This is a genomic window from Gordonia terrae (assembly GCF_001698225.1).
Taxonomy (GTDB): Bacteria; Actinomycetota; Actinomycetes; order Mycobacteriales; family Mycobacteriaceae; genus Gordonia; species Gordonia terrae.
This window is the reverse complement of record NZ_CP016594.1, coordinates 4,217,527-4,231,126: the sequence shown is the minus strand read 5'-3', so window position 1 is coordinate 4,231,126 and position 13,600 is coordinate 4,217,527. Positions and strand designations below refer to the sequence as shown.

Annotated in this window: 12 protein-coding genes; 9 read left to right on the top strand and 3 right to left on the bottom strand. The window is 66.2% G+C overall.

What is annotated here, in order from left to right; all coding sequences use genetic code 11:
* Positions 1-62 precede the first annotated feature (62 nt).
* Positions 63-1,238, top strand: coding sequence for an acyl-CoA dehydrogenase family protein (locus BCM27_RS19030; RefSeq protein WP_004019438.1), 1,176 nt, complete (start codon positions 63-65; stop codon positions 1,236-1,238).
* 23 nt (positions 1,239-1,261) lie between these two features.
* Positions 1,262-2,401, top strand: a complete 1,140-nt coding sequence (locus BCM27_RS19025; RefSeq protein WP_004019437.1) for an acyl-CoA dehydrogenase family protein — start codon at positions 1,262-1,264, stop codon at positions 2,399-2,401.
* Between the two features lie 74 nt (positions 2,402-2,475).
* On the opposite strand, the gene BCM27_RS19020 is transcribed toward BCM27_RS19025, so the two are convergent.
* On the bottom strand, positions 2,476-3,636 hold the full coding sequence (locus BCM27_RS19020) for a CaiB/BaiF CoA transferase family protein (RefSeq protein ID WP_004019436.1): 1,161 nt from the start codon (positions 3,634-3,636) through the stop codon (positions 2,476-2,478).
* Entirely contained in the window at positions 3,633-4,955 is a 1,323-nt protein-coding gene (locus BCM27_RS19015; protein ID WP_004019435.1) for an oxygenase MpaB family protein, read from the bottom strand. The genes BCM27_RS19020 and BCM27_RS19015 overlap by 4 nt, the downstream gene beginning before the upstream one ends.
* A gap of 180 nt (positions 4,956-5,135) precedes the next feature.
* Here BCM27_RS19015 and BCM27_RS19010 point away from each other — a divergent pair, with 180 nt between their 5' ends.
* From BCM27_RS19010 to BCM27_RS19000, 3 genes are read left to right on the top strand one after another with little or no spacing between them, the layout of a single operon-like run.
* Complete coding sequence (locus BCM27_RS19010; RefSeq protein WP_004019434.1) at positions 5,136-5,876, top strand: nitroreductase; 741 nt, start codon at positions 5,136-5,138, stop codon at positions 5,874-5,876.
* Positions 5,873-6,697, top strand: coding sequence for an alpha/beta fold hydrolase (locus BCM27_RS19005; RefSeq protein WP_004019433.1), 825 nt, complete (start codon positions 5,873-5,875; stop codon positions 6,695-6,697). Before BCM27_RS19010 ends, BCM27_RS19005 begins: the two co-directional genes overlap by 4 nt.
* 48 nt (positions 6,698-6,745) lie before the next feature.
* Positions 6,746-8,041: a TetR/AcrR family transcriptional regulator gene (locus tag BCM27_RS19000; RefSeq protein WP_004019432.1), complete on the top strand. Its 1,296-nt coding sequence runs from the start codon at positions 6,746-6,748 to the stop codon at positions 8,039-8,041.
* Positions 8,042-8,054: 13 nt separating this feature from the next.
* Here the strand turns inward: BCM27_RS19000 and BCM27_RS18995 are convergent, their stop codons facing one another.
* Positions 8,055-8,852, bottom strand: coding sequence for an enoyl-CoA hydratase-related protein (locus BCM27_RS18995; RefSeq protein ID WP_004019431.1), 798 nt, complete (start codon positions 8,850-8,852; stop codon positions 8,055-8,057).
* Between the two features lie 167 nt (positions 8,853-9,019).
* On the opposite strand from BCM27_RS18995, the gene BCM27_RS18990 reads away from it, so the two are divergent.
* The 4 genes from BCM27_RS18990 (at position 9,020) to BCM27_RS18975 (ending at position 13,599) form a co-directional block, all read left to right on the top strand.
* Complete coding sequence (locus BCM27_RS18990; RefSeq protein ID WP_004019430.1) at positions 9,020-10,411, top strand: aldehyde dehydrogenase family protein; 1,392 nt, start codon at positions 9,020-9,022, stop codon at positions 10,409-10,411.
* A 372-nt stretch (positions 10,412-10,783) separates the two neighbouring features.
* The gene (locus BCM27_RS18985) at positions 10,784-11,644 is read left to right on the top strand and encodes an ABC transporter permease (RefSeq protein ID WP_004019429.1); all 861 of its coding nucleotides are present in this window, start codon (positions 10,784-10,786) and stop codon (positions 11,642-11,644) included.
* 4 nt (positions 11,645-11,648) lie between these two features.
* Complete coding sequence (locus BCM27_RS18980; RefSeq protein WP_004019428.1) at positions 11,649-12,512, top strand: MlaE family ABC transporter permease; 864 nt, start codon at positions 11,649-11,651, stop codon at positions 12,510-12,512.
* A gap of 1 nt (position 12,513) precedes the next feature.
* Positions 12,514-13,599: an MlaD family protein gene (locus tag BCM27_RS18975; RefSeq protein ID WP_004019427.1), complete on the top strand. Its 1,086-nt coding sequence runs from the start codon at positions 12,514-12,516 to the stop codon at positions 13,597-13,599.
* The last annotated feature ends 1 nt before the right edge of the window (position 13,600 follow it).

Sequence of the window (13,600 nt, the reverse complement as noted above, 5' to 3'; positions counted from 1 at the left end):
TCGGGCCGACGGCTGCGTGCACGGCCTCCTCTTTCACATCGATCGACAGACAGGACAGACAGATGACAGTCACCGCGAATCGTCCACGTGCACAGGCGCGTGGCGTGTACGAACCCGAGCACGAGGCCTTCCGGGAGAGCTTTCGCCGTTTCCTCGACACCGACGTCGTGCCGGGGTATGAGACTTGGGAACGGGAGGGGCGGATACCCCGCGAACTCTTCCGGAAGGCCGGCTCGCACGGATTCCTCGGGATGTCGGTCGACGAGGAGTTCGGCGGCGGTGGCACCGCTGATTTCCGGTTCAATGCGGTCATCGCCGAAGAGGTCGCCGACGCGGGGGTGATGTCGTTCGGGGTCAACCTCCACAACGACATCTGTGTCCCGTATTTCGAGCGTTATGCCGACGACGAGCAGAAGCGGCGCTGGCTGCCGGGCTTGGCGTCGGGTGAGCTCATCGCGGCCATCGCGATGACCGAGCCGGGGACGGGCTCCGATCTCGCGGGCATCACCACGACGGCAAGAGAAGAGGGCGAACACTTTGTGCTGAACGGCTCGAAGACGTTCATATCCAATGGGATCAATGCCGATCTGGTGATCGTCGCCGCGCGGACGGAGAGCGACGGTGACCGTCACGGAGGCCTGTCGCTGCTGGTCGTCGAACGGGACACCCCGGGCTTCACGCGGGGGCGCAATCTGGAGAAGATCGGCATGCACGCGCAGGACACTGCCGAGTTGTTCTTCGAGGACGCGCACGTCCCGAAGGAGAATCTGCTGGGCGAGCGAGGTGGGGGTTTCCGTGCACTCGTCACCAACCTCCCGCAAGAGCGGCTGACAATCGCGGTGGCGAGCACGGCGGCAGCGGCCCGCGCGGTCGAGTTGGCGCGGGACTACGTCACCACCAGAACCGCGTTCGGAAAACCGTTGTCGGCGAACCAGAATACCCGATTCACCCTGGCAGACGCGCACGTGCAGACCGAGGTGGTCCGCGCCTTCGTCGACGACTGTCTGCGGCAGCACACCAGTGGCGAACTGACGGCCGACCGGGCCGCGATGGCCAAGTTGGCCGCCAGTGAGGTCCAGGGCCGCGTCGTGGACCAGTGCCTGCAGATGTTCGGTGGCTACGGCTTCATGGCCGAATACCCGATCGCCAGGGCCTATGTCGATGCCCGCGTCCAGCGAATCTACGGCGGTGCCAACGAGATCATGAAGGAGATCATCGGCAAGTCCCTCTTCCGCTGAGGGGTTGCCGAGAACACAACACCATGAAGAGAACACTTTTCGACTCCGAGCACGACCAGTTCCGAGACACCGTCCGGTCCTTTCTGATGAAAGAGGCAGTTCCACATACCGCTGAGTGGGAGGAGGCCGGCGAGGTCGGTCGAGACTTCTGGACCGCGGCCGCCGCTCAGGGGCTGGTGGGCTTCGCGGCTCCGGAACAGTACGGCGGCGGGGGACTTCGTGACTTCCGCTTCAACGCGGTGATCCATGAAGAAGTCGTCCGCACCGGAACGGTCGGCGACGGCTTCTCGCTGACGAACGACATCGTGCTCCCGTACTTTCTGGACATCGCGACGCCGGAACAGCAGGGCCGCTGGCTGCCCGGCATCGTCAGCGGAGAGACCGCGATCGCCATCGCCATGTCCGAGCCGGGTACCGGTTCGGACCTGCGCGCGATCAAGTCCACTGCGACCCGGGTCGACGGTGGCTGGTGTCTCAACGGTTCCAAGACCTTCATCACTCGCGGTATCCAGGCCGACCTGATCATCGTCGCGGCCCGGATCCCCGAGGACGACGGCGGCGGGTTCGGTCTGTTCGTCGTGTCCGCCGGCCACGACGGATTTCAGCGCGGTCGCAAGTTGCAGAAGATCGGGCGCAAGGCACAGGACACCGCGGAGTTGTTCTTCGAAGACGTCCTCGTCGCCGAATCCGACGTGCTCGGCGAACCGGGTAAGGGGCTTCGGTACATGATGGGCAACCTTGCCCAGGAACGGTTGTCGATGGCGGTCGTGGCGGTCGCCCAGGCCGAGTACGCGGTCGAGACCGCCATCGCCTACGGCAAGGAGCGCAAGGCCTTCGGTCAACCCATCGGGAGCTTCCAGGCGAACCGCTTCACCCTGGCCGAGTTGTCCACGCAGGTGGGAATCGCCCGGGTGTTCGTGGACCGGTGCATCGAGGCGCAGAACGCGGGGGAACTCACCGCAGCCGAGGCGGCCGGCGCGAAGTTCTGGACCACCGAGCTGGAGTTCAATGCACTGGACACCTGCCTCCAGATGCACGGCGGGTACGGCTATATGGAGGAGTACGACGTCGCGCGGAGATGGCGGGACGCGCGGGTGCAGCGGATCTATGGCGGCACCAACGAGATCATGCGCGAGATCGTGGGCCGCTCACTCGGTCTGTGAACCGGGGGTCTTGCTGAGGTGATGGTGAATCGGTGGTTGCCCGGGAAGAACTCTCGACCGGGCAACCACCGAGGTCATGGGGTCGAGTCGATCACGCCATCGGCGAGCAGGGCCTCGATCTCGGTCGGGGAGAAGCCGGTCTCACCGAGCACCTCGACAGTGTCGGCGCCCGGCGCGCGGCGCGGACGGGGAGCCGTGGGCGGATGGCCGTCGAAGCGAGGGGCCGGAGCCGGTTGCACCACGTCGTCGACCGTCACGAACGTGTTCCGGGCTCGATTGTGCGGGTGCTCCACTGCCTCCGACATCCTCAGAACCGGTGCGTAGCAAGTGTTTCGGCCGTCGAACAGCGCGTCGAGTTCGGCCCGGTCGTATTCGGCGACCCGCTTCTCGAGAATGATGCGGTACTCGTCCCATCGCTTCGGATCGAGATGGTCGTGCCGCATCGCATCGGGCAGTTCCAAGACATCGCAGAGCTCCGTCCAGAACTGATTCTCGATGGCGCCGATGCTCACCCACTGTCCGTCGCGGGTCTCGTAGACGTCGTAGAAGAAGGCGCCGGTGTCGAGCAGGTTGGCGCCACGTTCCTCGACGAAGTCGCCCTCGGCCCGGTACGAATGGAACATCGCCATCAGGGCCGAGGCGCCGTCGATCATCGCCGCGTCGACGACCCGGCCGCCGTGGCCGGCGCGGGCGGACAGGATGCCCGCCAGCATCCCGAACGCGAGAAAGGTGCCGCCGCCCCCGAAGTCGCCGACGAGGTTCAGGGGCGGAACCGGTGGACCACCCTTCCGTCCGATCTGATGAAGGGCGCCGGTGAGTGCGATGTAGTTGATGTCATGGCCGGGCAGCGACGCCATCGGACCGGTCTGGCCCCAGCCGGTCATGCGGCCGTAGACGAGATTCGGGTTGTGGTGCCGGCAGTCCGCCGGCCCGACCCCCAGGCGTTCGGCCACACCGGGGCGAAACGTCTCGATCAAACCGTCGGCATCGGCGCACAGACGTCGAACCACTGCTGCACCAGCCTCGGACTTGAGATTCACGGCGACATGCCGCCGGCTGCGGAACAGGATGCCGTGACCGCCGACCGCCCAGGGGTTGCCCCCGGGTCGGTCGACGGTGATGACCTCGGCACCCATGTCCGCCAGCATCATCGCGGCGAAGGGGCCGGGCCCGATGCCGGCGAGTTCGATGATCCGGGTGCCCGCCAGGGGAGGGGTTGTCGACTCGACGCTCACTTCTTCGCGACCACCGGCATGCCGCCCTTGTTCGCGGCGATGTCCGCGTGGACCTCGTCGGGGTTGGCCACGGCCATCTCCTTGTTCGCGCCGTCGGGGAGTTTGATCGCGTCGTTGAATTGGCGAAGCATGGTGAACGCGGCCTTCTCGTCGTCGTGTGGCAACACCCGTCCGACTCGATCGGCAAGGGTGACGAGCGGGCTGATCGTCGGCAGGATGTGCCGCCATCCGGTCTTCTCGACGCCCAGAGCATCCATGACGTGCGGTGGGATCCACGAGTGCAGCAACCCATAGGCGAGCTTGAGTCGACGTTCGTTAGTCATGAACTTGGCCACCGGTCCCGGTAGCACCTCGACGTCGCCGGGTGGATTCTCGACGCTGTACTCGATGATCGAGTGGACGACGTCGTGGCAGAGCTCGTCCGGCGGTAGTTCGACCAGCGTGTGCAGATCGGTCTTGCGACGAGCGTCCTCGTAATCCGTGTGCAGGATGTCCTCGGGAACGCCGATCACGTATCCCACGTAACGGCTCAGGGCGAAGATGTCCTCGAGTTCACGGTCGCTGAAACGAATTCCCGAGGACTGGACCGCATCGGTGAACTTCACCCCGAACTGGCCGGCCTGGGTGACCATGCTGTCGAAGTTGTTGATGGGGATGCCCCAGCCGGCCCAGTCCCAGTGGTCGGATCGCCCGAGGCTGTGGCGAACCGCGGCGTGGATCATGCGGACCTTCGCGGTGAGACGGAAGCCCTCCTCGAAACGCGCCATCCCGCCGGGGGTGTACGCGGCGACCACATACCGGAAGCTCTCGATGAGCCGGGTCCCCACCTTGTCCTGCTCGCGGAGCCGACCGCTGAACAGGACCGGGCGGGTCGCGCTGTACATGGAGAAGCCCCCGGCGATCGCGCCCCAGGCGAGGACGGGCGGGACGATCGGGCCGGCCCGCCAGAAAGCGACCGCACCGCGGTAGAGCTGGTCGAAATCGACCCAGTCGGGGATGTGGTCGAGCTGGTCGAACAGCGCGATCAGTCCGGGGCTGGGGTCGTCGATCGCGTCGATTCCGTGATCGAGGGCCTGGTCGAAGGTGCGCCACGTCGAATTGTTGGATTTGTCCTTGAAGTCGAGCATCGCCGCGTAGGCGTAGTCGTCGGCGAGCAGGGCGTGGTCGGTCAGCTTCTCGACCAGGTCGCGACCGTACATCGCGATCGCTTTGTCCTTGTTCGCAATCCGTCCCAGATCGATTCCGCGCGGGAGTCCCGGCGGAACGTCGAGATCGCCGCGGAAACTCGTCGGCTGCGTGTGTGGCTCGGTGATGGTCATCGCGCCTCCTAGGTGAGTGATCGGTACGCCGACCGCATGTGATCGTCGTTACAACGCAGGGTAGACCCAACTGAACACTATGTCTACACTGATTGTCTGGCCGCCTGTATGCCGACGCGAGGCGCTCGCGGCCAGCCGCGTTCCACGCGTCGGCCCGTCCCCAATGACCGAGGAGTATCGATGTCACCGCTGTCCCAGGAATCGACGAAACCATCGGCGGCGTCGCTTCCGGAATCGCTGCCGCCCCGGACCTTGCGGGAGCTGCTGGAATCCCGGTGGAGTTGCCGCGAGTTCCTCCCTCGTGAGGTGCCGCCGGCCGAGATCGAGCGAGTGCTCGATGTGGCCCGGTTGACTCCCTCGTGGTGCAACACGCAGCCGTGGCACGTCGACGTGCTGAGTGGGGGTGCCGCCGAGGGTCTGCGCGACGCCTTGCGGGCCGCGATCGCGGACGGGCCGGCGCAGAATCCCGACATCGAGTTCCCGGCCGCGTATGACGGCGTCTACCAGGAGCGTCGTCGCGAGAGTGGTCTGCAGCTCTATGCAAGCCTCGGTATCGAGAAGTCCGATCGGGCCGGTTCGGGCCGACAGATGCTGCGCAACTTCGACTTCTTCGGAGCGCCGCACGTGGCGATCGTGACGACCGAGGCTGCGCTGGGTCCCTACGGAGCGGTCGACTGTGGCTTGTTCATCAGCAACTTCATCCTGGCGGCCCATGAGATCGGGATCGCGACCGTCCCGCAGGCGGCACTGGCGACGCAGTCGCCGGTGATCCGGGAGTATCTCGGGTTGAAGTCCGAACGGCGAGTGGTCGTGGGTATCTCGTTCGGCTACCCCGACGGGGACGCGCCGGTCAACGCGTATCGCACCAGCAGGCAGTCGGTCGCGGAGGTCGCGACCTTCCATCGGGATGCCGTCTCATGACGCGGCACCTCGTGCACACGCGGGACGGTGTCCGGCTCTCGGTGCGAGACGTCGGAGACGGTCCGGGCGTCTTGCTGATCCATGGCTGGAGTCTCAGCGGAGAGGTGTGGGATCGGCAGATACGGGTGTTGGCCGAGAGCGGTCATCGGGTCGTCGCCATGGATCTCCGAGGGCACGGGCACTCGGATGCGCCGCTGGACGGTTACGACATCGACTCCCTGCGGCATGATGCGCTCGAGGTCATCGAGCAGCGTGGCCTGGGCTCGGCCGCCATCGTGGGCTGGTCGCTGGGCGGGATGGTCGCCCTCCGCCTGGCACGCGAACGGCCCGATCTCGCAGGGGCTCTCGTGTTGGTCGCCACCAACGGCGTTGCGGCGGCACGGTTCGAGGATTTTCCGTTCGGGGTGCCCCCCGAGGGGCCTCTGGACAATCTCCTCGCCGCGGAGCACGCGGACCGGGTATCTCTGCGACGGCGTGCCGTCGGTGATCCGTTCAAGGGTGGCGCGCCCGACCCGCACATTCTGGACTGGCTGCACCGTATCTCGCTGCAGACGCCGAGTTGGGCCGGCCGCGCCGCACTGCGCACATTGATGTGCACCGAACAGACGCACTTGCTCGAGGGTCTCGCCGTACCCGTGACCCAGATCATCGGTACCGCGGACCCGGCGCTGTCGGTTCGCGGTGCCCGATGGGTGCGCGAGCGCCTGAACAGCACGCTCGTCGAGTTCGACGTCGGCCACTACCCGATGCTGGAGTGTCCGGACGACTTCGACGCGGCGCTGCTTCGCGGGGTGAGTGCGGCGCGCTCGCGCGGTGCGTGACCTCGAACCGGGCAGACGTTGTGTCCGGACATGAAGTATGATGCCGTTATGGCTTCGAGTTCTTTCGTGCGGCGGCGCCCCCGTGACTACGACGGGAGTTCCCCTGCCGAACTCGCGGTGTTCCGGGCGACCGAGGAACTGCTCACGTCGACATCTCTTCAGGATCTGACCGTTGCTCAGATCCTGGAGACGGCCGGCCTTTCCCGGGCCAACTTCTACCACTACTTTGCCAACAAGTACGACGTCCTGGTGGCGCTTCTGGGACGAGTGTTCGACGAGTCCTACGCCGCTGATGCGCCGTGGTCCACCGATCCGGGACGTGATCGGGCACGGCGCATGGGCTCGAGTCTCGAGCACACGCTCGACATGTGGTCGCGACATGGGGCGGTCATCTGCGCGGTCATCGAGCACATGCACAGCAAGCCCGCGGTCGCCGCGGCCTGGCAGCGGATGTTCGAGCAGTTCGTCGCGGCCGTCGCCGAGCAGATCACGTTCGAGCGTGCCGAGGGCCGCGCTCCGGACGGCGCTCCCGCGAAGATGCTGGCCGCGATGCTGGTCGGTGGTTCCGAACGGGCCTTCTACGTCAGCACGCGGGGGCTCGACGATCGGCTTCCCGCGGCGGCGAGTGTCACCACGTCGCTGAGTGCCATCAACGAAGCGGCCATCTACGGCGGCCGGACGGTGCCGAAGGGCCGACGCAAGAAGTCGGGCGATGCCGCCGACGCAAAGCGGGAGTTGCTCCCCGCGATCGACAATCCCGCGGTGGAGACGGAGACGGCGCAGAACATCCTCCAGGCCATGCGCGAACTACTGCTCACCGAGACGCTGGCCGAGTTGTCCGTGGCGAAGATCCTGAAGCAGTCGAACACGTCCCGCGCGTCCTTCTACTTCTACTTCCGGAGCAAAGAAGACGCTTTCGTCGTTCTGTTCCGGCAGGCGGCAGCCGACATCGTCGCCGCGCTGACCGCGGTCGCCGACGTCGACCGGCAGGACCCATCGGTCTTGCTCGCGCAGGTCGGACAGTGGCTTCATCTCGACGGACATGCCGGCGCCGTGATCAAGAACGCCGTGCACGAGTGGCCACGCCTGCCGGAACTGCGAGCCGAGTACCTCGCCGCCATGAACGCCATGGAGACGACTCTGGAATCGATCATCGTCGCCGATCGGGCACGAGGTCTGGCACCGGCCGGGCCACCGGCCAGCGAATACACGGCCACGCTGCTGTGGACCATCGAGCGTACGATCGCAGGATCGCTCGCCGGTGAGACGCACCTGGACGACATCGACGCGGTCACCGACATGGTGGCGAGATTCATGTACGCCGCGATCTACGGAAGTCGGTGAGAGGCAGCGGTTTTCAGCCCTTCGACCCGCTGAAGCGGGTGATCGCGGTTCGGAAGCCGGGGCTGTCGACGAGGGCGGTCTGACCCGCGACCTCGACGTCGAAGGCATCCTCGAGGCGATGGAGCAGTGCGGCATTCAGGCTGCGTTTGGTCGCGGCATAGGCCTCGGTGGGTCCGGCGGCGAGCTTTCCGGCGAGGGACTCCACGTGGTCGGTGAGATCCGCATCGTCGACCACCGCGTCGATCAGCCCCCAGGAGAACGCGGTGTCGGCATCGACCCGTTCGGCCAGCAGGGCCATCCGCGACGCACGACCGAATCCCACGCGCGCCCCGACGAGAAGCGAGGCGCCGCCGTCGAGTGTGAGCCCCACTCGTGAGAACGCGAGTGCGAACGACGCCGACCTCGCTCCGACGACGTGGTCGCCCGCGAGGGCGACGGCGCAACCGACGCCCACCGCAGCCCCGTTCACCGCGGCCACGACCGGCTTTCGCATCTCGCGCAGCCCGCGCACGATCGGGTTGTAGAACTGCGTGAGTTCGCGCTCGGTCCGCGGTGCCAGCCGCACATCCGGGCCGACCCCGTCGAGCGCGAGATCCGCTCCGGCACAGAAGGCCCGGCCTCGACCGGCGAGAAGAACGCATCGCACGGTGTCGTCGGTCGCGGCGGCGGCGACCGCGTCCAGGAGGTCGCTCTGGAGCGCCTCGTCGAAAGCGTTGAGCGCGGCGGGGCGCGACAGCATCAGGCGGCGGACCCCGTCGCCGTCCGCGGTTTCGAGCGTCTCGGTGTGTGCGGTGACGGTCCAGTCGATCATGAGCTCACGATAGGGCAGACGCCGCCTCCATACAAGATGTATGGTCGGTGGGACGAGCGCCCCACAAGGCACCGCAAGTGATTGACATCACGTCTGAACACTGTGTACGCTCGCCGCATACTTCAGCCCGGGGGTGAGTCCTCGACGCAGCAGAAAGCGAAGCCACCATGAGTGTTACCGAGATGTCGACGAGCACGGCCGGCACCGAATCCGGGTCGGCGTTGGCCGGCGCGCGATCCGCGTTCGACAGTGGTCGCACGCGACCACTGTCGTGGCGAGTCGCGCAGCTCGAGGGATTGCTGCGGTTCATCGATGAGTGCGAGCCGGCGATCGCAGCCGCGATCGGAGCCGATCTCGGACGCGGGTCCATGGCAACCTTCATGGCCGACGTCGCTCCTGTCCGGCACGAGATCCGGCATTCACTCGCCAACGTGGCGCGGTGGATGAAGCCGGACAAGGTGCGGATGAGCGCCGCGACCGCGCCCGGAAAGGCATGGGTCGTGTCCGAGCCGAAGGGGGTCGCGCTCATCCTCGGCGCGTGGAACTTCCCGATCCTCTTGACGCTGCATCCGCTGGTCAGTTGCCTCGCGGCCGGCAACGCCGCCGTGGTGAAACCGTCGGAGCTGGCGGCCGCCACTGCGCGGCTGCTGTCCGAACAACTCCCGCGCTACCTCGACGCCGAGGCTGTGCGCGTCGTACTGGGGGACGCGGAGGTCAGCGCCGCACTGGCAGCCCAGCCGTTCGACCACACCTTCTTCACCGGGTCGACGTCGATCGGCCGCGCGGTCATGGCCGCGAGCGCCCAGAATCTGACCCCGGTGACACTCGAACTCGGGGGCAAGAGTCCCGTGATCGTCGCTGCCGACGCCGATCTCGACGTGGCGGCCAGACGCATCGCGTGGGCCAAGTCGGTGAACGCGGGCCAGACGTGTACCGCTCCGGACTATGTCCTCGTCGAGGAGTCCGTACGGCCCGCGCTGGTCGAACGATTGCTCGAGGAGCTACCGCTGCGGGCCGCGCACGACACCACCCGCATCGTGAATCAGCGCCATGTGGACCGCCTGCGACGCGTTCTCCAGACCCATGGCGGCGAACAGTACGGCGGCGAGATCGACGATGCCAAGCGGACGATCAAGCCTGCGCTGGTCACCGACCCCGATCCCGACTCCGAGCTGATGCAGGAGGAGATCTTCGGCCCGGTGTTGCCGCTGATCTCGGTGCCCGACCTCGACGCCGCGATCGACTTCGTCAACTCCCGGCCGAAACCGCTTGCCCTGTATCTGTTCACCGGTTCCCGGGCGGTCGAGGATGCGGTCGTGGAGCGGACGTCATCGGGTTCGGTGACGGTGAATCATCTGCTGTACCAGCTTCTGGTCCCCGAGCTGCCGTTCGGCGGCGTCGGAGCTTCCGGAATGGGGAATTACCACGGGCGGAACGGATTCGACACGTTCAGTCATCGCAAGGCGGTCTTGAGCAAACCTGCTCGCCCGGACCTGGCGGCGACCTACCCGCCATACAGCCGTGCGATGGAGAAGGTGCTGCGGCGGCTGATGGGCTGAGCCGCCCGGGGGCTGCCGCCGCTGTCGGTTGACCGGACCGCGCCGGGAGCGCGTCCGGCGGCCGGACGTGTCCGAAAGGTCGCCGGCGGCGTCTCTCGGTGTCCGGTTGGCCCGGTTCGGTGGCTGATTCCTTCGATCCCGAGCTGCTGACACTTGACAGATTACGTCTCATGACTGCTAGGCTCAGGAGCGGTCAAAGTGTCGGGGGTCACAGTAGTTCAACTAAAGGTTTTAGGCCACAGGCACGTCTGGTGGAAAGTGGCCGCAAGCGTGCGCCACCGGGTGGTCAAACGTCCCAGACAGCCAGGGGTGGAACGTCACCCGAAGTACGACCGACGCGGATGGCTCCGCGACAATTCGAGAGGATCACCAATGACCGTCAGTGCTCTGGGAGAGCGCAGTCCAGGAGTGAGGTCGGTTGACGCGCTCCGCAGGGTGGGTGGCGGCGTGATCGACCGGATCACACGCAGTCTGGCGACCATCGGCCGCTCGGCGCGTCTGGCGATGGAGATGATCCGCTTCGCGATCACCGACGCGCTCTCGTTGCGCCTGGCCGGTGCCGAGGTGATCGATCAGATGTGGAAGCTGTTCAAGGTCACCGCGCTCCCGGCGCTTCTCATGGCGGTGCCCATCGGCGCCGAGGTGTCGGTTCAGGTCGGCGGTGTCATGGATCAAGTCGGCGCGAACTCACTCGCCGGTGCCGCGAGCGGCCTGGGCGTGGTCAACCAGGGAGCCCCGATGGCGGCCGGCCTGCTGATGAGCGGCGCCGCGGCGTCGGCCATCGCCTCGGATCTCGGCGCACGATCGATCCGCGAGGAGATCGAGGCGATGCGGGTCATCGGCGTGAATCCGGTTCAGCGGCTCATCGTGCCCCGGTTCCTGGCCATGCTGGCGATCGCGCCGGCGCTCTGCGTCATGATCATCGCTTCGGGAGTCGCAGCCGGACTTGCGATCTCGGCGAACGTCAACGACGTGGTACCGGCCAGCTTCTGGCAGTCCTTCGGCACCTTCGCGACACCGACGGACTTGATGTTCTCGGTCCTCAAGGCGGTCCTGTTCGCGTTCATCGTCGTGGTGATCGCGAGCCTGCGAGGGCTGGAGGCCAAGGGCGGGCCCAAGGGCGTCGCCAACGCGGTCAACGCGTCGGTGGTCCTGAGCGTCCTCTGCATCTTCATGACGAACATGGCGGTCAGCCAGCTGCAGGCCATGTTCTTCCCGGCCCGATTGGCGTGACGACATGACAACACACGCAGCTCCTCGTACCGGCGCACTGGGCCGGCTGGGACGTTCGGTGGGCGAGAGCTTCACCAACGCGTTCGCAACGTTCGGTCAGATCGTCGTGTTCGTGGGCAAGACATTCGTTCTGCTGCCCACGACAATCCGGCATTACCGCAAGCAGACGATGAAGACCATGAACGACATGGCCTGGGGCAGCGGCTCGATCATCGTCGACGGCGGTGTGGTGAGCCTGATGTTCTTCCTCGGGATCGCCGTGGGATCGGTGGTGGCGATCATGGCCTTCATGGCGTTCGACCTCCTCGGTTTCGGCGCGCTGACCGGGATCATCAACTCGTTCGGCAACATCCGTGTCGTCGCGCCGATCATCACCGGGATCGGATTCGCGGCTCAAGCAGGCTGCCGGATGACCGCCGAGATCGGTGCCATGCGGATCTCCGAGGAGATCGACGCCACCGAGACCATGGGTCTTCGCGCGATCCCGTTCGTGGTCGGGACACGCTTGATCGGCGGCATGCTCGTGGTCCTGCCGAGCTACCTCATGGCCCTGGTCGTCAGCTTCCTGACAGGCGGGCTGATCGTGAAGCTGTTCCACGACCAACCCGAGGGGACCTACGATCACTATTTCGCCCAGTTCGTCTCGATACCGGACTTGCTGGCGTCGGTGGCGAAGGCACTCATCTTCTGTGCGGTGATCACCATCATCCACTGCTACTACGGGTATTTCGCGTCCGGCGGGCCGGCCGGTGTCGGTGCCGCATCCGGGCGGGCGATCCGTGCGAGCCTGGTGGCCATCGTTGTCCTCAATTTCCTCATGACCGTGGCCATCTGGGGCCTCAATCCGGTCCTTCCGTTCAGGGGTTGACGTGTCGTCATACAGCAGTCAGGACTTCCTCCGCGGGGATGCCCGCGGCCAGACGCGGACACTGGTCCGCGCCGGCGTCATCGCGGTGGCGGTACTCGCCGTCGTGGTCACGGTCTTCGCCGTGGTCTATCCGCGGGCCACCGCGCCCAAGGGCACCGATCTCCATCTGGTGCTGCCGGCTCTCGGCCCGGGGGTGGACACCGGGAGCCGAATCCTGTTGCGCGGCGCGGAGGTCGGCGAGGTAACCGCCATCGACTCCACCGACCCCGAAGTCGTGCACGTCGACGTGGTGCTCGATCCGCAGGCCGCCGACAGTCTCACCGATTCGTTCGAGGTCGACTACCGGCCGCAGAACTACTTCGGCGTCACCGCGGTCAACCTGATCGCGATGCCGGGTGGGTCGGAACTGTCCGACGGACAGACGCTCCGGCGTTCCGCGGCCCCCGACTTCACCATGTCGACGATGATCGAGCGGAGTTCGATCGTCGTGGACGGCACCCTGACGCGGGACATGATCGAGAGCCTCGACGAGGTGATGCGCTACGCCGACGGACTCTCCCCGTTGATCGAGACCGCGATCATCTTCACCGACAAGGTGGCGCGCACCCAACGCCACCTGCCCAGCACGCTGCTGCGCGAGATGAACGACCTTGCCGAGGCATTCCCGGGATTCAACCGTGAGGCGATGAAGGCTCTCGACGCGATCACCGGCAGCGTCTTCAACAAGATGCCCGACGGTTCGCGAGGAGTGGACGAGGCGTACCACGATCTCATGAACCGATCGCTGGAAGTCGCCTCCGGCGGATTGTTCGGTGCGGCGGGAACGCTGCTGGCTTCCCACTCGGCCGACCTGACGCCCCTGGTCACCTCGTTCAAATATCTGATCGACCCGGTACCGCAGATGATCGGCGGGGGTGCGTCGATGGCGAAGACACGAAAGGCAATCGAGCAGTTGCGCAACAGTTTCACGGGCGACGATGCAAGCAAGACGCTGCAGCTGCGCCTCCTCCTCGACAGCGTGCCGGCCGTCTCGGGTCCGCTGGAACGTATGAAGTCCATCGACGGTCGACGCGCGGGAGGTAACTGAG

Coding starts and splice junctions, on each gene's coding strand:
- BCM27_RS19030 (WP_004019438.1), top strand. CDS start 63: ATGACAGTCACCGCGAATCGTCCACGTGCACAGGCGCGTGGCGTGTAC.
- BCM27_RS19025 (WP_004019437.1), top strand. CDS start 1,262: ATGAAGAGAACACTTTTCGACTCCGAGCACGACCAGTTCCGAGACACC.
- BCM27_RS19015 (WP_004019435.1), bottom strand. CDS start 4,955: ATGACCATCACCGAGCCACACACGCAGCCGACGAGTTTCCGCGGCGAT.
- BCM27_RS19010 (WP_004019434.1), top strand. CDS start 5,136: ATGTCACCGCTGTCCCAGGAATCGACGAAACCATCGGCGGCGTCGCTT.
- BCM27_RS19005 (WP_004019433.1), top strand. CDS start 5,873: ATGACGCGGCACCTCGTGCACACGCGGGACGGTGTCCGGCTCTCGGTG.
- BCM27_RS19000 (WP_004019432.1), top strand. CDS start 6,746: ATGGCTTCGAGTTCTTTCGTGCGGCGGCGCCCCCGTGACTACGACGGG.
- BCM27_RS18995 (WP_004019431.1), bottom strand. CDS start 8,852: ATGATCGACTGGACCGTCACCGCACACACCGAGACGCTCGAAACCGCG.
- BCM27_RS18990 (WP_004019430.1), top strand. CDS start 9,020: ATGAGTGTTACCGAGATGTCGACGAGCACGGCCGGCACCGAATCCGGG.
- BCM27_RS18985 (WP_004019429.1), top strand. CDS start 10,784: ATGACCGTCAGTGCTCTGGGAGAGCGCAGTCCAGGAGTGAGGTCGGTT.
- BCM27_RS18980 (WP_004019428.1), top strand. CDS start 11,649: ATGACAACACACGCAGCTCCTCGTACCGGCGCACTGGGCCGGCTGGGA.